This is a genomic window from Microtetraspora sp. NBRC 16547, from assembly GCF_030268965.1.
GTDB lineage: Bacteria > Actinomycetota > Actinomycetes > Streptosporangiales > Streptosporangiaceae > Microtetraspora.
Map to the genome: position 1 here is coordinate 1 of NZ_BSSE01000018.1, position 18,933 is coordinate 18,933.

At 66.9% G+C, this 18,933-nt stretch carries 22 protein-coding genes and 1 pseudogene; 17 read left to right on the top strand and 6 right to left on the bottom strand.

From position 1 onward, the window contains the following. Window positions 1-573: 573 nt before the first annotated feature. From QSK17_RS22880 to QSK17_RS22895, 4 genes are all read left to right on the top strand, one after another. Window positions 574-936 (top strand): DUF5994 family protein, encoded by a 363-nt coding sequence (locus QSK17_RS22880; RefSeq protein ID WP_285707156.1) that lies wholly within the window; start codon window positions 574-576, stop codon window positions 934-936. A gap of 74 nt (window positions 937-1,010) precedes the next feature. Further along, window positions 1,011-1,475 (top strand): STAS domain-containing protein, encoded by a 465-nt coding sequence (locus tag QSK17_RS22885; RefSeq protein WP_285707157.1) that lies wholly within the window; start codon window positions 1,011-1,013, stop codon window positions 1,473-1,475. Between the two features lie 120 nt (window positions 1,476-1,595). Next, window positions 1,596-2,687: a ferredoxin reductase gene (locus tag QSK17_RS22890; protein ID WP_285707159.1), complete on the top strand. Its 1,092-nt coding sequence runs from the start codon at window positions 1,596-1,598 to the stop codon at window positions 2,685-2,687. A gap of 6 nt (window positions 2,688-2,693) precedes the next feature. Then, complete coding sequence (locus tag QSK17_RS22895) at window positions 2,694-3,794, top strand: fatty acid desaturase family protein (RefSeq protein WP_285707161.1); 1,101 nt, start codon at window positions 2,694-2,696, stop codon at window positions 3,792-3,794. Between the two features lie 315 nt (window positions 3,795-4,109). On the opposite strand, the gene QSK17_RS22900 is transcribed toward QSK17_RS22895, so the two are convergent. Beyond that, the gene (locus QSK17_RS22900) at window positions 4,110-4,793 is read right to left on the bottom strand and encodes a TetR/AcrR family transcriptional regulator (RefSeq protein WP_285707163.1); all 684 of its coding nucleotides are present in this window, start codon (window positions 4,791-4,793) and stop codon (window positions 4,110-4,112) included. A 124-nt stretch (window positions 4,794-4,917) separates the two neighbouring features. On the opposite strand from QSK17_RS22900, the gene QSK17_RS22905 reads away from it, so the two are divergent. Continuing rightward, complete coding sequence (locus QSK17_RS22905) at window positions 4,918-5,436, top strand: hypothetical protein (RefSeq protein WP_285707164.1); 519 nt, start codon at window positions 4,918-4,920, stop codon at window positions 5,434-5,436. Window positions 5,437-5,539: 103 nt separating this feature from the next. On the opposite strand, the gene QSK17_RS22910 is transcribed toward QSK17_RS22905, so the two are convergent. Beyond that, complete coding sequence (locus tag QSK17_RS22910; RefSeq protein ID WP_285707166.1) at window positions 5,540-6,187, bottom strand: TetR/AcrR family transcriptional regulator; 648 nt, start codon at window positions 6,185-6,187, stop codon at window positions 5,540-5,542. Window positions 6,188-6,299: 112 nt separating this feature from the next. On the opposite strand from QSK17_RS22910, the gene QSK17_RS22915 reads away from it, so the two are divergent. From QSK17_RS22915 to QSK17_RS22925, 3 genes are read left to right on the top strand one after another with little or no spacing between them, the layout of a single operon-like run. After that, on the top strand, window positions 6,300-6,488 hold the full coding sequence (locus tag QSK17_RS22915; protein ID WP_285707168.1) for a hypothetical protein: 189 nt from the start codon (window positions 6,300-6,302) through the stop codon (window positions 6,486-6,488). Between the two features lie 43 nt (window positions 6,489-6,531). Beyond that, the gene (locus QSK17_RS22920) at window positions 6,532-6,921 is read left to right on the top strand and encodes a VOC family protein (RefSeq protein WP_285707169.1); all 390 of its coding nucleotides are present in this window, start codon (window positions 6,532-6,534) and stop codon (window positions 6,919-6,921) included. A 55-nt stretch (window positions 6,922-6,976) separates the two neighbouring features. Beyond that, complete coding sequence (locus QSK17_RS22925; protein WP_285707170.1) at window positions 6,977-7,201, top strand: LbetaH domain-containing protein; 225 nt, start codon at window positions 6,977-6,979, stop codon at window positions 7,199-7,201. 203 nt (window positions 7,202-7,404) lie between these two features. Here QSK17_RS22925 and QSK17_RS22930 read toward each other — a convergent pair whose 3' ends face one another. Further along, window positions 7,405-7,998, bottom strand: a complete 594-nt coding sequence (locus QSK17_RS22930; protein ID WP_285707172.1) for a hypothetical protein — start codon at window positions 7,996-7,998, stop codon at window positions 7,405-7,407. A 741-nt stretch (window positions 7,999-8,739) separates the two neighbouring features. Between QSK17_RS22930 and QSK17_RS22935 the strand changes: the two genes are divergently transcribed. From QSK17_RS22935 to QSK17_RS22960, 6 genes are all read left to right on the top strand, one after another. Continuing rightward, window positions 8,740-9,189 carry a hypothetical protein gene (locus tag QSK17_RS22935; protein ID WP_285707173.1) on the top strand — a complete coding sequence of 150 codons (450 nt, stop codon included), beginning with the start codon at window positions 8,740-8,742 and terminating at the stop codon, window positions 9,187-9,189. A gap of 153 nt (window positions 9,190-9,342) precedes the next feature. Beyond that, window positions 9,343-9,681 (top strand): PadR family transcriptional regulator, encoded by a 339-nt coding sequence (locus QSK17_RS22940; protein WP_285707174.1) that lies wholly within the window; start codon window positions 9,343-9,345, stop codon window positions 9,679-9,681. A gap of 382 nt (window positions 9,682-10,063) precedes the next feature. Beyond that, on the top strand, window positions 10,064-10,309 hold the full coding sequence (locus tag QSK17_RS22945) for a hypothetical protein (protein WP_285707175.1): 246 nt from the start codon (window positions 10,064-10,066) through the stop codon (window positions 10,307-10,309). Continuing rightward, window positions 10,306-10,695: a type II toxin-antitoxin system VapC family toxin gene (locus tag QSK17_RS22950; protein WP_066939821.1), complete on the top strand. Its 390-nt coding sequence runs from the start codon at window positions 10,306-10,308 to the stop codon at window positions 10,693-10,695. Before QSK17_RS22945 ends, QSK17_RS22950 begins: the two co-directional genes overlap by 4 nt. 66 nt (window positions 10,696-10,761) lie before the next feature. Next, entirely contained in the window at window positions 10,762-11,076 is a 315-nt protein-coding gene (locus QSK17_RS22955; RefSeq protein ID WP_285707176.1) for a hypothetical protein, read from the top strand. A gap of 4 nt (window positions 11,077-11,080) precedes the next feature. Then, window positions 11,081-12,244, top strand: coding sequence for a hypothetical protein (locus QSK17_RS22960; protein ID WP_285707177.1), 1,164 nt, complete (start codon window positions 11,081-11,083; stop codon window positions 12,242-12,244). A 509-nt stretch (window positions 12,245-12,753) separates the two neighbouring features. Here QSK17_RS22960 and QSK17_RS22965 read toward each other — a convergent pair. Then, on the bottom strand, window positions 12,754-13,269 hold the full coding sequence (locus QSK17_RS22965; protein WP_285707178.1) for a hypothetical protein: 516 nt from the start codon (window positions 13,267-13,269) through the stop codon (window positions 12,754-12,756). A 233-nt stretch (window positions 13,270-13,502) separates the two neighbouring features. Here QSK17_RS22965 and QSK17_RS22970 point away from each other — a divergent pair, with 233 nt between their 5' ends. Both QSK17_RS22970 and QSK17_RS22975 read left to right on the top strand, forming a co-directional pair. Beyond that, window positions 13,503-14,021: a serine hydrolase domain-containing protein gene (locus QSK17_RS22970; RefSeq protein ID WP_285707179.1), complete on the top strand. Its 519-nt coding sequence runs from the start codon at window positions 13,503-13,505 to the stop codon at window positions 14,019-14,021. Between the two features lie 259 nt (window positions 14,022-14,280). Further along, entirely contained in the window at window positions 14,281-16,134 is a 1,854-nt protein-coding gene (locus tag QSK17_RS22975; RefSeq protein ID WP_285707180.1) for a serine hydrolase domain-containing protein, read from the top strand. A 168-nt stretch (window positions 16,135-16,302) separates the two neighbouring features. On the opposite strand, the gene QSK17_RS22980 is transcribed toward QSK17_RS22975, so the two are convergent. After that, window positions 16,303-17,535 carry an RNA-guided endonuclease InsQ/TnpB family protein gene (locus tag QSK17_RS22980; protein ID WP_285707182.1) on the bottom strand — a complete coding sequence of 411 codons (1,233 nt, stop codon included), beginning with the start codon at window positions 17,533-17,535 and terminating at the stop codon, window positions 16,303-16,305. Between the two features lie 22 nt (window positions 17,536-17,557). Between QSK17_RS22980 and tnpA the strand changes: the two are divergent. Further along, window positions 17,558-18,000: pseudogene (gene tnpA, locus QSK17_RS22985) on the top strand (IS200/IS605 family transposase). Window positions 18,001-18,261: 261 nt separating this feature from the next. Here the strand turns inward: tnpA and QSK17_RS22990 are convergent. Beyond that, the gene (locus tag QSK17_RS22990; protein WP_285707184.1) at window positions 18,262-18,624 is read right to left on the bottom strand and encodes a YybH family protein; all 363 of its coding nucleotides are present in this window, start codon (window positions 18,622-18,624) and stop codon (window positions 18,262-18,264) included. Window positions 18,625-18,933: the final 309 nt, after the last annotated feature.

Genomic DNA, 18,933 nt, shown 5'->3' on the forward strand with positions numbered 1-18,933 from the left:
AACGCTGGACCGCCTTGCAGCACACCACGCTCGGCCCCAGCCGGATCGGGGACCTTGCTCGGGCCGCCCTCGTCCTCGTCCACTTCGAGCACAGAAAGATCAGCTGAAAGTCGGTGAGAAAACGTCATTGAACTGTGCGGAACTACGGCAAGCCGAGCTTTTAATCCGTAGGTTCAGGGTTCGAATCCCTGGCGCCCCACCACGCTGGCCTGGGCCACGATGCTGGCGTGTCCAACCTGGTCCTGGACCACCGGTAGATCCACGGTCACATCCAGCGAGGTGGTGCACGAGCTGCCACCACGTGATCCGTTCCTGCGGGCGGGGACGCCCCGGTGCAGCGACCGCAGACGTCGCCTCACGGCAGGCCACCGGATCATGTGAAGATCTCCGCCGCATTACCCAAAGCGCCCCCTCCGAGAGGCTTTTGGGGGGATAGTCTTAAAGCACCGAGGACATTTCGTGCGTTGGCGTCAGGGTCGGCGTCGCCCGCGGCGATAGAGATCGCGGTCCGCGAAGACCGAGACAGACCGGTCGATCATGACGCCGAAACTTCTTTACCGCATCCAACCGTCCATGCCCTTCTCGGCCACCGTGATGGCCGGCTCGTACGCAGTGCGGCTGAATCTCGACTCAGTGCCCGACAGCCGCCGCGCCGTGGACGGCATGTGGCACCCGAGCACACGGGACGCCGCCGCGGAACTGCCCCCTCTCGTCGCGGCCGTCGACCAGCGGGTGGGACGAGTGACCCTGAGGGTGGACCTCGATCCCGATGTCTGGGACGACATCCCACGCAGCTTTCCGGCCCGAGGCCGCCTCGTCGAGGTGAACGGCTCGCGGGACATCGACTCCCGCCTGGTCGTACTGACCACAACGGGCGCAATGCGCATCAGCCTGCTCCTGACGGCGTCGGGTGCCGCGAGCGCCCCTACCGCCTGACCACCAGGTCGAGCCCGCGCTCCAGGCACCACGCCTTTCTGTCGACTTTCAGCTTTCTCGTAATTGGAGACATCATGATCGCCACCGCCCACTCCAGTGCCCGAACTCAAGCGAGCCTTCTGGCCGCGTGTCGGCCCGCTCACACCGTCATCGGACTCCACGGCGAGATCGACATCGCCACCAGCCCGGCGCTGCGCCAGCGCCTGCGCAACGCGCTGCAGCGCAGTGAGGATGTGCTCATCCTCGACCTGTCGAGGGTGTCCTTCTGTGACGCTTCCGGGCTGGCCGTGCTCGTCGGCATCAAGCGCCGTACCAGGCAGGTCGGCATCACACTCCGGCTCGCGGCACCTGGGCCCCGCATGATCGAATTGTTGCGCGTCACGGGGCTGGACCGGAGTTTCACGATCCACCCCACGTTGTCCAGCGCGATCGCCTCCAGGGATCGCGACACGGCCGCCAGGCGCCGCTCCATCCGGGAAATCGCGGGCGTTGTCCGGCGTGGCCTGCCCGGTGGGCTGGAGCACGGCGGTGGAGCGTGATCTTGTAGCCGTCGCTGGTCGATGTACTTACGAGGATTGATGATCTAAGCCCTCCTTGAGGAACCCCGCCCGTGGCCAAGGGCGGGCACGGGTAGTTCCCGTCTGGAAGGAGGGCCCTTTATGACTGGCCTGGCCAGAACTCCGATCGACGATGTCACGCTGCGCCTGGCGGACACGGCCGCCTGGCTGACGACGCCGCTCATGCCCGAGGACTACCTCACTCTGATCAACCCTTTATGGTCCTCACGAGAGCTCCGCGGCCGCGTCGAGGCGGTCCACCCTGAGACCAAGGACGTGGCGAGCCTCGTCATCCGTCCCGGCCGTAGCTGGAGCACACATCGAGCCGGCCAGTTCATCAGGGTGGGCGTCGACATCGATGGCGTACGGCACTGGCGCACCTACTCGTTGTCTTCGGCGCCGGAGCGCGGCGACGGTCGTGTCACGATCACGGTGAAATCGGTCCCCGGCGGTGTCGTCTCCACTCATCTCGTTCACCGGACCACGCCGGGGACCATCGTCGGCCTGACCCGGCCGGAGGGCGGCTTCGTGCTGCCGGAGCCGGTTCCGTCCCGCCTGCTGTTTGTGACCGCAGGAAGCGGAATCACGCCGGTGATGGCGATGCTGCGCAGCCTGGCGCGGCCCGGGGAGATGCCGGATGTGATCGTCCTGCACTCGGCGCCCACCCGTGAGGAGGTCATTTTCGGGCCTGAACTCCGCACGTTGGCGGGCCGGTTCCCCCACCTGCTCCTGCACGAGCAGCACACCAGGTCGAGCGGTCGGTTGAACCTGTCGCAGTTGCCCGACCTGTGCCCGGACTGGCCCGAACGTCATGTCTGGGCGTGCGGGCCGACCGGGATGCTGCGCGAGGCCGAGACGTACTGGCGCGAGGCCGGCATCGCCGACCGGCTGCGTATGGAGCACTTCCGTCCTGCCGTGACGACGTCGGCCGCAGGCGGCGGCGGACATGTCCGTTTTCTTGTGAGCGGGCGGGAGGCGGACGCGGACGGCGCAACCCCGCTGCTGGTGGTAGGCGAGAACGCGGGGGTCCTCATGCCGAGCGGCTGCCGCATGGGCATCTGTTACAGGTGCACGGGACGGCTGCGGTCGGGCCGCGTCCGTGACCTGCGGACCGGACGCGAATACGGCGAAGAGGGAGAACTCATCCAGACCTGCGTTTCGGCCGCCGACGGCAACGTTGAAATCGAGCTGTGAGGATTCATGAAGACCATCAGTGAGGCGGAAATCGAGGAGTTCGGCCGCGAGCTGGACAAGATCCGCGACGATGTGATCGCGAGCCGGGGCGAGGACGACGCGAGGTACATACGGCGCGTCATCGCCGTACAGCGTGCCTTGGAGGTGAGCGGTCGCGCGCTGCTCTTCGCCTCCGTCCTGCCTCCGGCCTGGCTCGCCGGGACCGCCGCGTTGGCCACCGCCAAGATCCTGGAGAACATGGAGATCGGCCACAACGTCCTGCACGGGCAGTGGGACTGGATGCGCGACCCCGCGATCCACTCCAGCACGTGGGAGTGGGATCTGGTGTCCCCGGCCCGTCACTGGAAGTACACCCACAACTACCTGCATCACAAGTGGACGAACGTGCTCGGCAAGGACCGGGACATCGGTTTCGTCCTGCTGCGTCTCAGTCCCGAGCAGCCGTGGCATCCCTACTACCTTGGGCAGCCGCTCTACAACGCGATCCTGGCGCCCTTTTTCGAATGGGGAGTGGCGCTACACGATCTCGAGGTGGAGCGCCTGCGCGGCGGGGACAAGAGCTGGGCCGAGGTGTTCGCTCAGGTCCGCGAGATTCTCCGCAAGGCCGGACGCCAGGCCGTCAAGGACTATGTGGCGTTTCCCTTGCTCGCTGGGCCGTTGTTCTTGCCCGTTCTGATCGGCAACTTCACCGCCAACATGACGCGCAACGTGTGGGCGCACACCGTCATCTTCTGCGGTCATTTCCCCGACGAGGCCGCGACCTTCACCGAGGAACAGGTCGAGGGCGAGACTCGCGGCGAATGGTACCTGCGCCAACTGCTCGGCTCCTGCAATCTCACTGGTGGCTCGCTCTTCCACATCATGGCCGGCAATCTCAGCTACCAGATCGAGCACCACCTCTTCCCGGATCTCCCGAGCAATCGGTATGCCGAGGTAGCGCCCCGCGTGCGCGCCCTGTGCGAGCGGTTCGGGCTGCCCTACAACACCGGTTCACTGCTCCGCCAGACCGCCCGGGTCTGGAAACGTGTCTTCCGGCTGGCACTGCCCACGCCCACACCGAAGTCCCGAGCCGGATGCCCCACGCCTGCCCTGACACAGGCGGCGTGATGGGAGAGGGAATGGCACCGGTTGCCCCTACGAACTGACCAGGACGGCAAAATGCCCAGTGGACCGGACACCGTTCTACTCGTTGAGGACCACGCCCTGTGCGAGGACGGCGAGGACCCGCGGCGCGCCGATGCCCTCCTTCCCGCCTCGCTCAACCTGCACCTCCTGGGCGCCTTCGCTCCGTCGGGTTGCGGAAGCAATCCGCACCATCCTCCGGGCCGCCTGAACGCCTGCCGGTTCGTCAAAAGACGAACGTTGACGACCCCCCCGCCTGTCGATATCCGAAGTCGTGTGCACGGATGTCCGCAGTTCTCTTCATCGCGGTTGTGGGGCGAGTTGCCGTTCCAGGCCGTCGAGGAGGGCTTGGAGGCCCAACTCGAAGGTCTTGTCGGGAGATGCGGCGTAGTCGGTCGCCGCTGGGGTTTCGAGCCGGGCGCGTAGGCGTGGGTAGTGCATGGCGATCGCCTGGGCCTTGGCCATCGCGTCCTGGAGTTGCTTTTCGGCGGTGGCACCGTCCTGGTTGAGTCTGCGGGTGAGTGAGGCGGTCGCGGCGGCACCGGCCGCGTTGCCGAGGACGTAGGTGAAGACGGCGGCGGCGGCTTGGTCGGCCTGGTCGGCGGTGAAGCCGGCGGCCTCGTAGACGGCGAGGCTGTGGTCGTCGTGGCGGGACTTGCCTTCGCCGTAGAGGACGTGTGCGGCGAACGCCTGCACCAGCCAGGGGTGCTGGGTGAACATCTGGTACAGGTCGGTGGCCATCGTGACGGCGGCGGTGCGCCAGTCGGCGGGGTTCAGATCGGGCTGCGCGAGTTCGCTCCACACGTGGTCGGCGGCGAGCAGGACGAGGTTGTCCTTGTTCTTGACGTGCCAGTACACGGCGGTCGCGGCCGAGTCGAGTCGCTTGCCCAGGGCGCGCATGTTCAGACCTTCGAGGCCCTCGGCGTCCAGGAGCTCGACGGCGGCGCGGACGATCTGGTCCTGGGTGAGGGTGTTGCGTGGCATGTCCCTACCGTACGCGGCGACTTGCACAAAGTTCAAGAAGGGACTTGCACAATGTTCAAGTCATGGCTTAGCGTTCTTCCCGTCATCCAGTTGAACTAAGTGCAAATCGAAGTGGAGCCCCCCGATGAACACCCTCGCCGCCGTCATGCAGCTGCTCGTCGCCGTCGCCTTCGTCAGCATCCCGGTCGTCCGCCACCGCTACGGGCCCGCCGCCAAGGCCGCCGCGGTCGCCGAGCTGCGCCGCCAGAACGTTCGCCCGGAGGTGCTGGAGGAGAACAAGCTCCGCTTCGACGCCGGAGGCCACGAGACCGCCGCTCCGGCCACCGTCGCCACGATCATGACCGCGACCGCCGCCCTGAACTTCGCCGACGCCGGTCTGGCCCCGCTGACGACCTGGATCTTCTCCTCGCTCGTCCTGCTGATGAACGCCGGGATCGTCTACAGCAACTTCACCGCGGTGAAGTCGGTGCAGGCCGCCTTCCGTCGCAAGGGCGACCCGGAACTGGCCCGCGTCGAGGTCGCGCCGTTCCTCAAGGCCGCCGAGAACGCCTTCCCCCGCTGGGTGCGCGCCCAGACCTACATCCGCAACACGATGGTCTTCGCCGGCTCCGCCATCGCCCTGGTCGCCGTCTCCTTCGCCTGACAACCCTCCTGGGGACTGTACGAATATGCGACAGAGCCCTTTTCTTGACACTCCCGCCCGCTACGGCCTCCGCGCGGCGGCAGAGCCGGGTGAGATGTTGGCATCAGGCCGTGGCGTAGTCGGACAGTGCGGGCTCCAGCAGGTCGAAGGCTTGGGTGGCGTCGATGGCGACAATGCGGGCGATCTGGTCGTTGGGGCTGCCGGCGAGGGTCAGCGCCTGGATGCGGTGGAACAGGACGCGGTGAAGGGTGCCCAGCAGTCCGGCGGCGGTCTGGACGGTGATGTCGTCGGGTTCGGTACCAGTGACATCGGCGAGTGCTTGGGCGAGATGGTGTTCGCGTTGGTCGTGCAGGCCGCGCAGGCAGGCGGTCAGGGTGGGGCTGTCGGCGACCATGCGGGCGAACTGTTCGCCGGAGAACCCGGCGACCGGGTCCTGGGCCGCGACGGCGTCGGCGAACGCGCGGCGCAGCGCGGCCAGCACCGACTCGCCCGGGCGCCGGGCGGCGACGGTGTGGGCCAGGGAGGCGGCGAACTCCTCCTGGTGGTCCAGGGCCAGGTCTTCCTTGCGGGGGAAGTAGTTGGTGACGGTCTTTTTGGCGACGCGGGCGGCGGCGGCGATCTCGGCGATGGTCGTCTGCTCGAAGCCCTGGGCGATGAACAGCCGGGTCGCGTGGTCGGAGATGAGCTGCCGGGTCTCGTGCTTCTTGGTCTCGCGCAGCCCGGTGGCCGGGGCGGGTGTCTGGGTAGCCATGACGCAATCTTACCCTCGTAGCATCTTTATGTTGACACCCCCGGACGCCTTGGGCTAAATTTACGTCCGTCGCAAGTTTGCGACGATGGAAGCCAAAATGAAGGGGACGCCCATGCGCAAGCACACCCACGATCTCGCCGCCCCCATGACCGACCTCGCCCAGCTGCTGACGCGACAGCAGCAGCCCAAGCGGCCCCAGCTCCGTGGCATCGAGCAGCGTCGTACGCCCTCCGAACACAGCATCCGCGCACGGCAGCAGCCCAGGGTCGTCCGCACCGTCCCCCGCCGCCGCAGCTACTGACCCCTGCCCCAGCCTCCGCCCCAACCCCCGCAAGGAGACCGCCGTGCAGTTCACCGCCTCCACCGTCTCGCTGACCGTCGACGACGTCACCGCCTCCCAAGCGTTCTTCACCACCCACCTGGGCTACACCGTCCAGCAGGCCGCCGACGGCTTCGCCTCCCTGACGCGGCCCGACGCGGTCGACATCGTCATGCTCGCCCGCGGCACCCAGGTACTGCCGCCCGAGCAGCGCGACCAGCACGCCGGCGGCCTGATCCTGGCCTTCACCCTGGCCTCCGGCCTGGCCGAGCAGGAGAAGCGGCTGCGCTCGGAGGGCGTGGAGATCACCATGCCGCTGCGCGAGGAGCCCTGGGGCGAACGCCTGTTCCAGGTCACCGACCCCAACGGCGTGATCATCCAGTTCGTCGAATGGGCCGCCCCCGAACACCGCTGACCCCTCTCGCCCACGGCAAAGGACCCTGAAGCTTGTCGCCCGATCCGACCACGCGGTGGCCACCAGCGACGTCCCGCCCTACACCGTCGTCGGCGGCAATCCGGCCAGAGTCATCCAGCAGCGCTTCACCGACCACGAAGTCCAACGGCTGCTGCGTGCCGCCTGGTGGGACTGGCCCGCCGACCTGGTCACCGAACACGCCCGCACCATCGTGGCCGGAACCCCCGCCGACATCGAACGCATCGCCGTCCGGCACCAGCTGATCGAACGCGACCGATAGACCCCGCGCGACAAGACCTGTCGTGTTAGGGGTCGGACCGGGGCGCCCTGTCGTGATTGCAATGGTGATCCGGACGCCGTCCTTCGCCCGTGTCCGGCCCGGCGACCCCAATCTGGCAGGGCCGTCGGCCGCCTTCGATCGGCCACGGTCCGTGGCTGGTTATGAGCGATCCAACTCATCGCCGGACCGCCGCGCGACGTCGCTCAGGCGACGGAGTGCATGACGGTCCCGGTGTAGACGCCCGGGGCGGCGGTGGCTGGGATGGTGACGACGAGCGTCGGCGCCCAACTGGTCGAAGTGGAAAACCCCGTCAGCTTGCGCCCGCAACTGAACGCGGTCACCGTCGAGGACAGCGGAACCCGCTGGGCGGCGGTCGCCTGCCCGGCGGACCGGGTGCCTGGGCCGGTGGCGGCGGTCGCCTGACCTGACCAGTACGCGATGTCGCCCTTCGGGATCGTCTGTGACGGTGATCCGGCCCCGGTGGTGAAGTCCGTGGCCGACACCGTCGCCGTCCAGGTCGCGACTCCCCCTCGGGTATCCGTCACGGTCACCGTTCCCATGGACGCGCTGATCGTGCCGCCGACGGCGCCGCTGCCGAGATTCACCGTGTCGGGCACGGTGATCTGCAGTGTTTCGTCGCGCAGCGCGACCGTGGCGTTCCAGGCGGCCGGTGAATCAGGGACCGAGGCCGAGGCGGCCGGTGCGGCCGGAGCGACCAGGGCGAGCAGCAAGCCGACCAGGGACGGCAGCGCCAGGGGGGTTCGCTTGGCGGAAGCACCGGCACGAGCCTTGCTCATCCTGATTCCTCCCGGGTTGTCTCAAGCCAGGCGCGTGGCGCCTATGCACTGGCGGAGGGAGGACAGCTCGGCAGCCTAGATCATCCGCGCTGAGCGTGTTCCCCTCCGCCATCCAGGGGAGGTAATCCCATGTCAAAAGTCAGGTTGAAAGCCGTGCCGGGGCTGCGAACGAAACGGGCAGCGTGCGCGGACATGGCCAATCTGTGCACCACGCTCACGGCGGAGCCACTGCCTTGGCGCGCGGCCTTCCTGGGATCCGTCCCGCCGTTCGGCATCATCTGCACAGGAGTCGCGAGCCTGGTGACGGCCATGGTCGCCGCCCTGCCTGCGGAGCGGGCACATGTCCCGCCTCCACCACATGTTCCACCACGGTGACCTTCACCGTCAACGCACCCGACGGGCTCACGATCACCGTGCCGAATGGGCCCGTCAGCAAACAGAAGTCCCGTCATGGCCCAGCCGACCGCGGTCGCCAGCTTGATCAGGCGGGTGACGTACGGCCCCGCTCGACCTGGTAGGTGTCCAGCAACCGCTCGTCGCCCCTTCCGGCAGCACGAGCGCCAGCTTCCGCCCCAGGTTGACCGCGTCCCGCAGTCCGCTGCGCGTGTTGGACCAGAAGTCAGGCAGCCACGCAGTTTCCGGGGAGTTAAGGATCTTGATCGTTTTAGGACATCCGGATTTTGGGGTCGAATCATACGATCTTGAGCTGACCGGCTTCGATAACTCCTAGAGGAGATCTCTGTGAAGTTCGCCAAGATCGGTATTGCTGTTGCGGCCCTCGTGGGCGCGAGCGTCGTTCCCCTCACGTTCGCCGAGCCGGCCAGCGCTGCCTCCTGCGGCGGTTCGCTCATCGACAGCATCGCCGTCAAGAACGGCAGCACGACCTACGGGACGCTGAAGCTCTACTACAGCTCCTCCACGGGCAACAACTGCGCCCAACTCGACCGCGTGGTGAACTACGGGACGAAGAAGGGCATGATCCTCTCCCTGTACGCCTGTGGCCAGGGCTGGTCGGCGACCAAGTGCCACATCGACTTCTACGACATTGGCCAGGACAGCGGCCAGTTTGGCCAGTACGCCGGCCCCGTGAGCGTGCGCGGCAAGGGCCGCTGCATCCAGGTTGGGGCCTCCGTCCAGGCCGCCAACAACACGTGGGCCAACTACAACAGCCCGGTCTTCCACTGCGGCTGACGCCCGGCGACGGAGCGGGTCCCTTCGTGAATGAGCTCATCCACCAAGGGACCCGCTCCCAGTTGGGGTCACAAAGATCGAGCGAGGCTTTCTTGTGCGCCTTCGAGGCGATCGTGACCACTCGATCGGTGATCTGCGGGAGCTCGCACGCGAATGGGGCGTGAGCAACAGCGCTCCACGCCGCCACACCCCCAGCCCCGTTCAGAACGGTCTCTGATCCTGGGAAGCCTCGCCGAGGGGCCCAAGCATGGGTACGCGATCATCAAGGATGTCCAGGAGCAGGCGGGCATCACGCTGGGCCCGGGGACCCTGTGTGCCGCGCTGTCACGACTCGAGGCTCAGGGCCTGGTCGAGGCGCTGCCGGGGGAAGAGCGCCGCCGGCCATACCGAATCACCGCGGCGGGGGCGGCGGCGCTGGCCGAGCGCCTGGCCGAGATGTCGCGCTTCGCGACCACCGGGTTGAGCCGGTTGTCCGCGGGCGTGGTCCGATGAGTGGGCTTTTGGCGCGCGTTGTCGCAGCAGGGCGAGGACGGCGAACCACCACTGCTGACCTCATCCCGCTCCACCACACCCTCGCCCGCCGAAGACGCCAGAAGAGATTGCACAGCCAAGCGACCGGCAGCCGGCCGTTTCGCACGTGCGCGCGTGGGCTCGTGAACAGGGGCTCCCGGTCGCCGCAGGCTCCGCCCGGAGATCTGGCGGGCCTGGCATGCCGCCGCTGGGGACTATGCGTGAGGAGAACCTGTGATGCGGTTCGAACGCAACCTCATGACGTGGACGTGGACGGATTCTATTCGTCGGCACGAGTAAGGCTTGGCCACCAGCTACGCTGAAAATGCAACTCAGGTGACGCGACCGAAGGAGTCGAGCGACGGTGAGCGTGGACCTCGAACACGAGCCCATTCACGATCTCGCCCGCCGGGTCATCCGGTTGGCCGAGGAAACCCAGCACGCCGCTCAAGTGCTCGAGCGCCGTTTGGAAGCGCTGGAACGCCGCACCGGAGCCGTCGGCAGAGCCGAACGCATCCTGAGCATTGCCGCCGATATGCGAACCCGCCTTGGCCAGGACAAGCTGTCCACCGATGACCTGTACGACCCGGACACCGGCCTTCCCGCATGATCATCGATTCCAGCGCCATCATCGCCGTCATCAACGGCGAGCCCGAGGCCACCCGCTTTGCCCACGCCATCGCCGCAGCCGTGTGTCGTATCTCGGCTGTCAACTACGTCGAAGCGGCCATCGTGGCGGACAACCGCGGCGAGACCATGCGTAACGCCTTCGACACGCTCGTCAACGAGATGGGGCTCATCATCGAGCCCGTAACACCCAATCAGGCAAGAATCGCGCGCCGCGCTTACCAGACTTACGGCAAAGGCAACCACTCCAAGGCCAAACTCAACATGGGCGATTGCTTCGCCTACGCTCTCGCCAAGGACCTGGACCAACCCCTGCTCTTCAAAGGCGAGGATTTTCCGCACACGGACATCACCCCTGCAAAGCCATGACGGTCAACGCATCCCCCTGCCCGAGGATGATCGCAGGGGTCCTCGGCAGGAGTATCGTGTGCGGTCATGACTCGCCGCCCCCCGAAAGATCACCTGGACGAGCTGATCGAGCAGGTGATTGTGGACGCCTACACCGACGATGAGGAGCTCTCCAGCTTCCAGGTGATGATCGGCGACAACCTGGCGGTGCCGTTCGAGACGAACGTGCTCGGCCTGCAGGTCACCGTCACCGCGATCGACTTCCGCGTAGGGAGCGGCATCGTGGCGATCTGCCGCCACGGCCAGCAACGGCAGGCGATCGGCATCCTTGACCTGCCATTGCCGGACCCACGCCCGGTCGGCGCCGAATGGATCGACGCGTACCGCCGCTGGGCCGGGTGAGAGCGTGAGCGAGTACCAGTACTACGAGTTCCTGGCCATCGACCGGCCGCTCAACGACCGGCAGCAGGCCGAGGTCCGCGCCCTGTCCACCCGGGCCCACATCACCGCCACCAGCTTCACCAACGAATACCACTGGGGCAACTTCCACGGCGACCCGCACCGCATGATGGAGCGCTACTACGACGCCCACCTGTACCTGACCAACTGGGGCACCCACCAGGTCATGCTCCGCCTCCCCCAAACCGTGCTGGATCCGGCGCTGGCCGAACGCTACTGCGCAGGAGACCAGGTCAGCGCCTGGACCAGCGGCGAACACCTCATCCTCAACTTCACCAGCGAGGCGGAAGAGGAGTACTGGGAAGACGGCGTCGAACGCTCCCTGTCGGCGATCGTCGGTGTCCGTGCCGAACTGGCCGCCGGTGATCTGCGGCCGCTCTATCTTGCCTGGTTGTCGGCCTACGGGACGTGGGAGCGCGATGAGGACGCCTTCGACTACGCCGAAGAGGACGAGCCGGAGCCTCCTGTCCCGCCGGGACTGGGCTCGCTCAGTGCCGCCCAACGTGCCCTGGCTGACTTCCTGCGCTTGGACGACGACCTCCTCGCGACCGCCGCCGAGGCCAGCCCACCGGCGCAAGCCGTGCAACATGATCGGGCCGCCCTGGCCGCCTGGATCGGTAGCCTGCCCGCCAAACGCAAGACCACGCTGCTGTTGCGGGTGGCCGAGGACGACGCCACGCGGGTCCGATGGGAACTGCTCCGCGAGTTCGGCGGCAACACCGCCTCCCAGGTGGAGGCCGGGCGGACGATCGCTGAGCTGCTGGACGCCGCCGGCGCTCGCCGCCACGCCCGTGAGCAGCAGGAGACAGCCCGGCGCGCCGAAGAACTGGCACGCCAGGAACAGGAGCGGCGGCAGGCCCGGGAACTTCATTTGAACCGGCTCGCCCAAGATCTCGAAGCCGCGTGGGCACGGGTGGAGGTGTTCATCGACACCAAGAAGCCACGCGAGTACGACCAGGCCGTCGATCTCCTCCGCGACCTGCAGGCCCTGGCCATCCGCGACGACCACGCCGGCACCTTCACTCAACGCTTTACCCACCTTCGGGAACGGCACCAGAGCAAGCCCAGTCTGATCAAGCGATTCACCGAAGCCGGCCTCGTCCCGGAGTGACCAGAAATCCCGGCCTTGAACATCGGCGATGTGAGTTCGGCGTGGAACGTATAGCCATACAGCGGTGTAGGTGATACGAGATGACATGTGAAGCCGCAGAACTGGATCTTGATCGACCTGTTCCTATCAGAGGCTTCACTCATATCGCCGCACACCTGTTCGCGGTCACACTCTGCACATGTGATGTTGCCGAAAAGGCCTCAATGGAGTTGCAGGTATTGAAGAGGTCCCCAAAGGATCGGGGCTGAGGAACGACTCCCCGGACCGTCGATTGCCCCCAGACTTGTACGCGAGAGGCCATCGGACTAGAAAGCGGGTGATCCTTCTTAGGGGCCACACGGCCTCTGATCAGCTAAGCAAGGCGTTGATGGATAGCCGACAGCGGACATCATCCCGCACATATCCCGTGAGCCAGTGCCCCCTGGTGAGCATCCGTGGCTAACTGACCACCTCGTGATGGACCGCCGTCACCGCGGACCTGTCCCATGACCGCATTTGGACAGCATCGATCACAGGCTGCTCCAGCAATAGAGCATCTCGTCGCTCGCCTTCGCCCGGCGAGCCAACTCAACGAGGTCTCCAACGAGGGACAACATGTACGCCCCGTCATCCGGACCGAAGTGGGAGAGCTCCTCGATCTTCGACCATCGTTCCGCCACCAGCGGGAGACGGGCATCGTCCGCGCCGGCAAGGACATCACGGACGTTCACCGTCAACTCCTCGATGCCCGGTCCCTCCACATAAGGGGAGTCCTCCGGCAACGCGGCCCACTCCTCCTCACTTTTGGGCGCCCCTTCTGGAGGCGGGTACAAGGTCACCATGCCGACCAGATCCAGAGAGAAGTCGGCATCACCGATGAACGCCACCAATTGCCCCAGGATCACCTTCGGCTCGATCCATTTGGTCTCCACAACATCGAACGCAGGAAACTCGCGAGAAGGATCGGCGACCACGCGGGGGCAGCCGGGCTGGACAACCGCCGCCTCCCGATCGGCAGCTCGGTAGTACTCATAGAAAACCCCCATAGGAGCGCTCCTCTCCAGGCGCACAAGGCGTGATCAGCTTCTGCGTTGACGAGCACGTTAAAGGAAACCACTACATCCCGCGAGGCGGCCTCTTTCAGGGTGCGGGGAAACGTCACCTAGCCTGGGTCATCGCGCGGAGAGCGAGCGACGGGTATCGAACCCGCGCTGCCAGCTTGGGAATCACCTGGATCACGGCCCGCAGGATCGCTGACCTGCGGTTGGGGTGGTCATAAGTGCCCCTGGAAGCCAAAGATTTCAACCACGATCACCTGGTCGCGTCGCCGCCTGAGGCGCGCGTGCGGCCCGGAGTGTGTCAGGACACCGACTACATCCTGCTCGGAATGATCATCGAGAAACTGTCCGGAAAGTCACTGGCGGCCGAACTCAACCGGAGGCTCTTCGCCCCACTCGGAATGCGCGATACCTACCTGCCCACAAAGGCGACCGAGGGCATCAAGGGCCCGCACGGGCACGGCTACGCCCCGGACGAGACGGGCACGCTGCGCGATGCCGACAAGATCAACGCCACCACCATGCTCGGCGCCGGCGGCGTGGTCTCCACCGCGCACGACGTCAGCGCCTTCAAGCACGCCCTCCGCCAGGGCAGGCTCCTGCCGGAGTCCCTGAACAGACTGCTCACCGACCCGCCGCCTGGCATGCCGCCGCAGCAGTCCTCGGGCGGCCCGTGCGCCGGCAACCCCGAGTTCGCCCCAGGCGGGGGCAGCGCCCCCGGCTTCTTCGCCTCGACCTAGATCGGTTCCCGGCGGTGCGGCGAGCCGGCGGAACAGCCGTAGCTGCGGTCGATGCCGGCCTTCTTCAGGATGAGCCACACGGTGGAGGCACCGACCCGGTGTCCCAGGCCCGCGAGTTCCCCCGCGCTGAGCTGGGGGTTCTCCTCGACGTTCTGTGATGGCGGAGCGGATCACTCGGCGGTCTGCCAGGATTTGACCTTCTTGACCATCGGCGTCCCGTACGCGGGGCCCGTCCTGTGCCGACCGGAGGAGTGCTCGCATGGACCGGAGACGTTTTCTCAGCTTGACCGCCACCACCGGAGCCGGCGTTGGTCTGGCCTCCGTGGGGTTCGGGGAGTCGGCGTGGGCGGCGAGCTACCCCTACTTCAACCGTCGCGTACCCGACGAGGCGCACACGAAGATGGGTGAGCTGGCGGCCTATGGCATCACCTCGTTCGCGTTCACGCCGTCCAACGGCTGGGTCATCGTCACCCTGGACGGCCGTTTCTTCGCGCGCGGCATCCCCGACGCGTGTTTCGCCGAACTCGGGAAGCTGACCAAGGCCGGCCGGAGGATCCATTGCGTGGCCTTCCCGCCCGAGGGCGGCGACCGGTGGGTGATCACCACGGACAAGGGAGTGTCCGCGCGTGGCATCCCCGCGGAGTGCCAGCAGCGGATCACCGCCTGCTACACCGCGGGCAAGCAGGTCGTCAACGTCGCCTTCCCCCCGGCGGGCGGCAACCGCTGGTCGGTGGTCGACACGGCCGGCTTCTACGTCCGGGGCATCGACGACGAGTGCTACCAGATGATGCGCAACCTGACCCAGGGGGGACGCCGCATCACCCATGTCGCCTTCCCCCGCGCCGGCGGGTGGGCGGTCGTCGCGCAGGACGAGTTCCACGCGCGCGGCATCGACGACGAGTGCTACCAGCAGATGGGCAAGCTCGCCGCGGGCGGCTGGCAGCTGCACAACGTCACCTTCTCGCCGACCGGCGGCTGGTCGCTGTGCACACGTGGCAAGGTTCCGTCCCTGCCCGCCGACCGGGTGCGCCAGGTCGAGAACTCGGTGGGGAGCGGGGGCATCTGGCAGCAGATGGGCTACCGGAAGACGCCGGGCGTGGCGATCGCGGTGGTGACCGGCAACAGCGTCGCCTGGTCCACCGGCTACGGCTGGCTGGAGGCGGGCAGCGGAGCCGCCGCGCACCCGGAGACCGGCTTCCAGGCCGCCTCCATCAGCAAGGCTGTGGCCTCGGTCGGCGTACTGCGCCTCATGCAGACGCTCAAGAAGCCGCTGAGCAGCGACATCCGCCCTCTCCTCGGCTGGACCCTGCCCAGCCGCTCCTGCGTCTCGCCCGACGCGGTGCCGACGATCGACCTGCTGCTGACCCACCGGGCCGGTGTCATCGGGCGCGGCTCCACCTCTCCGGCGGACGTCTGCTCCGGCTTCAACGCCTCCGCGGGTGGCGGCTTCGCCGGCTACGGGCCGAACGCGACCGTGCCATCACTGCTCCAGATCATGAACGGCGAGGGCAACTCGCCGAAGATCGAGCTCACCACCGACCCGGGCGCGGAGTACCACTACTCCGGCGCGGGGTTCGTGCTGTTGCAGCGGATGGTGGAGCAGCAGACCGGCCTGTCGCTGGCCCAGTACATGGACAAGGAGGTGCTCGCGCCCCTCGGCATGAAGACCAGCTCGTACGCGCTGGCTCCGACGTTCGAGCTCGCGTCGGGGCACACCACCACCGGCGCGGTGATCCCCGGCAAGCGGAACCGCTATCCGGAGTCGGCCGCCGCGGGCCTCTACACGAACGTCCTCGACCTGTCCCGTCTCGTGTGCTACCTCAACAAGGCGTGGACCGCGTCCGGTGACATCGCGGGCCCGCTCAGCAAGGAGTCGGTACGGACGCTGCTCAGCAAGGGGCCGCAGCCCGACATGGGCCGCGGCCTGTTCCTCGCCGGGTCGGGGACGAAGAACTTCTCCTTCACCCACGACGGCTCCAACTACGGCTTCAAGTCCGTGTTCAAGGGCTATCCGGAGCTGGGAGCCGGATACGCCGTCCTGGCCAACGGTGACAACGCGAACCTGGTCGGCGAGATCGCCGCATCCATCAGATCGACCTATGGCTGGGCCTGATCCGGGTTTCCACCGATTTTCACCGCGGCCCGGCTGCCGGAGCGTACGGGAAGCGAGAGCGTGGCCTCTACCTGCGTCCCGGGCTTCAAGAACGCGGCCACCGAGCACGGAGCCGCCTTGGTTGACGCGCTCCCCAGCCTGAAGGCTGGAGATTCAGCCCGTGCCGCTTCATGCGGCACCTCTGCGGCTTCCTGCTTCATCGGGCTGTGCCACCCGGTGGGGTGGTCTTACCTGCCCTCCACCGGGACGGCACGCGCCGTCCCGCCCACGAGTGTGGGAGGCGTTTAACCTCTCCGCCCGTCCGGCGGCGAGGATGTTCTTCGCCGCGTTCACGTCCCGGTCGTGGGCCGCCCCGCACGGGCAGATCCACGACCGGACGGAAAGCGGCATGGACTCGGCGAGCGCTCCGCATTCGGAGCACAGCTTGGAGGAGGGGAACCACCGGTCGATCCGGTGGAAGGTCCGCCCGTACAAGCGGGCCTTGTACTCCAGCATGCCGATGAAGGATGACCAGCCCGCGTCGTGCACGCTCTTGGCCAGCCTGGTGCGCGCCAGTCCCACGACGGCCAGGTCTTCCACGATCACCGTTTGGTTCTCACGGATGATTCTTGTGGATTCCTGGTGGTGGAACTCGCGGCGTGCGTCGGCGACCTTGGCGTGCTGGCGGGCAACCGCCGTACGGGCTTTGGCCCGGTTGTTCGAGCCCTTGGCCTTGCGGGACAGCGCCCGCTGGAGTCGCTTGAGTTTCTTCTCGGCTCGGCGCAGGAAACGTGGAGCGTCGATCTTCCGCCCGTTCGACAGAACTGCGAAGTGCCCTAAGCCCAGGTCGATGCCGGTCTCAGCACCGATCGGCGGGAGGGGTTGTTCGGCGACTTCCACGACGAATGAGGCGAAGTACCGCCCGGCTGCGTCCTTGACCACCGTGACCGAGGATGGGTCGGCGGGCAGGGTGCGCGACCAGCGGACGTTCACGTCGCCGATCTTCGGCAGGCGCAGTTTCCCGCCCGCAGTGATGGAGAACCGGGCGTTCTTGGTGAAGCGGATCGCCTGCCGGTTGTCCTTACGGGACCGGAAGCGGGGCGGGGCGACCTTACGCCCCTTCCGCGTGCCCGCCAGGGAGGCGAAGAAGTTGCGGTAGGCGGTGTTCAGGTCGGCGAGCGCCTGCTGCAACACCACGGCGGAGACCTCGCCCAGCCAGGAGCGTTCCGGCGTCTTCTTCGCCTCGGCGATGACCTGCCTGGACAACTCCCCGTCCGAGACATACGGCAGCCCGGCCGCGTGGGCGTCCCGCCGTGCGCGCAACCCGTCGTTGCACACCACCCGAGCGCACCCGAACGCCCGAGTCAGCGCTTCACGCTGGACGGGAGTCGGGTACAGGCGGACGTTGTACCGGAGCTGCACACCGTGATCCTACTCTTGGTGTATGGCCGAGCGTGGAGATATCAGAACAGGCAGGCATTGCGTTTTCGGCCTGCACGCCCACTTGGTTTTCCTCACCAAGTTCCGGCATCCGGTGTTCACCGGCACCCACCTGGAACGCATGGAGCAGATCATGCGGGACGTGTGTGCCGACTTCGAGTGCGAGCTGGCCGAGTTCAACGGCGAGGCCGATCACGTGCATCTGCGGGTGAACTTCCCGCCCAAGGTCGCCCTGTCCAGGCTCGTCAACTCACTCAAAGGGGTGTCCTCCCGGCGGATGCGCACCGAGTTCCCCGACCTGGCCCGCCACTACTACCGGGCGAACAAGCTGTGGTCGGGCTCCTACTTCGCCGGAAGCGTGGACGGTGCGCCGATCAGCGTCCTGCGCCAGTACATCGAGCAGCAGAACCGCCCTGTCTGAGCCACCCAGACGCCGGTTCACCATGACGGCGAATCGGCTTTTCCTGCCCCTCTACGCGGGAGAGTCCGCTTCACCCCGGCCTGAAGGCCGGAACACTACGGACGATCCCGGTAGCACAGTGGAGGCCGTCCACCGCAACCCGCAGATCAGAGGGTTCGCGCCGCTGCCCAAGCGGTGGGTGGTCGAGCAGGTCTACGGCGGTCTGATGCTGCGTGGAGGTCGCCCTGCACCTGGTGTCCCGCCTCCAGCTCACCCGGCAGACCCTGCTGGAGGTTGTTGGCTCTGACCTATCCCAGAAGGCTGGGCTGGTCGATCACCCACAGCCACGTGCCGTCATCCTGGCGACGGGCCACCTCGACGGTGACACCGCCGTCGGGCAGGCGCACCGAGGTGAGCGCCAGGTCGCCGTTACGCAGCGTGGGCTGCTGCTGCCCAGGAGCGAAGGTGGGCTTGTCTGCGACCAGATGCTCATACGCCTGGCGGATCTCCTGGCTGCCCGTGGCGACCTGGCCGTTCGGCAACGCCAGCACCGCGTCCGGTTCGTACAGCGCCACCAGCCCTTCAACGTCGCCCGCGTTGAGCCGCTCCACGATGAACCGGCTGAGATCCTCCGGCTGGACGGCACGCTCCCGGACATCATCACTGGCCATTACCTGTAACTCCCATCAGATCTGGCCAAGCTGCCTCGAACAGCAAGCGATCATGCCAGACAGGTACGACAAACCCAGTACTACTGAGAGGCTGTCGCCCTGGGATTGCGAATCGCCCATCAGCCCGAGCTCAGCCTGGATCCACCGCGTGATTTCTCGTGATCGATTCTCGGTCCGATTCCTCCGTGATGGCCCTATCGCGGCGGGTGACCTCGATATCGGCTTCGACCGAAGCGGGCAGGGCTCACAGCGGAGCGGCCTGCCCCAGGGATCGGTGCGGACGGTGCTCGCGTGGCGTGCGGTACGTCG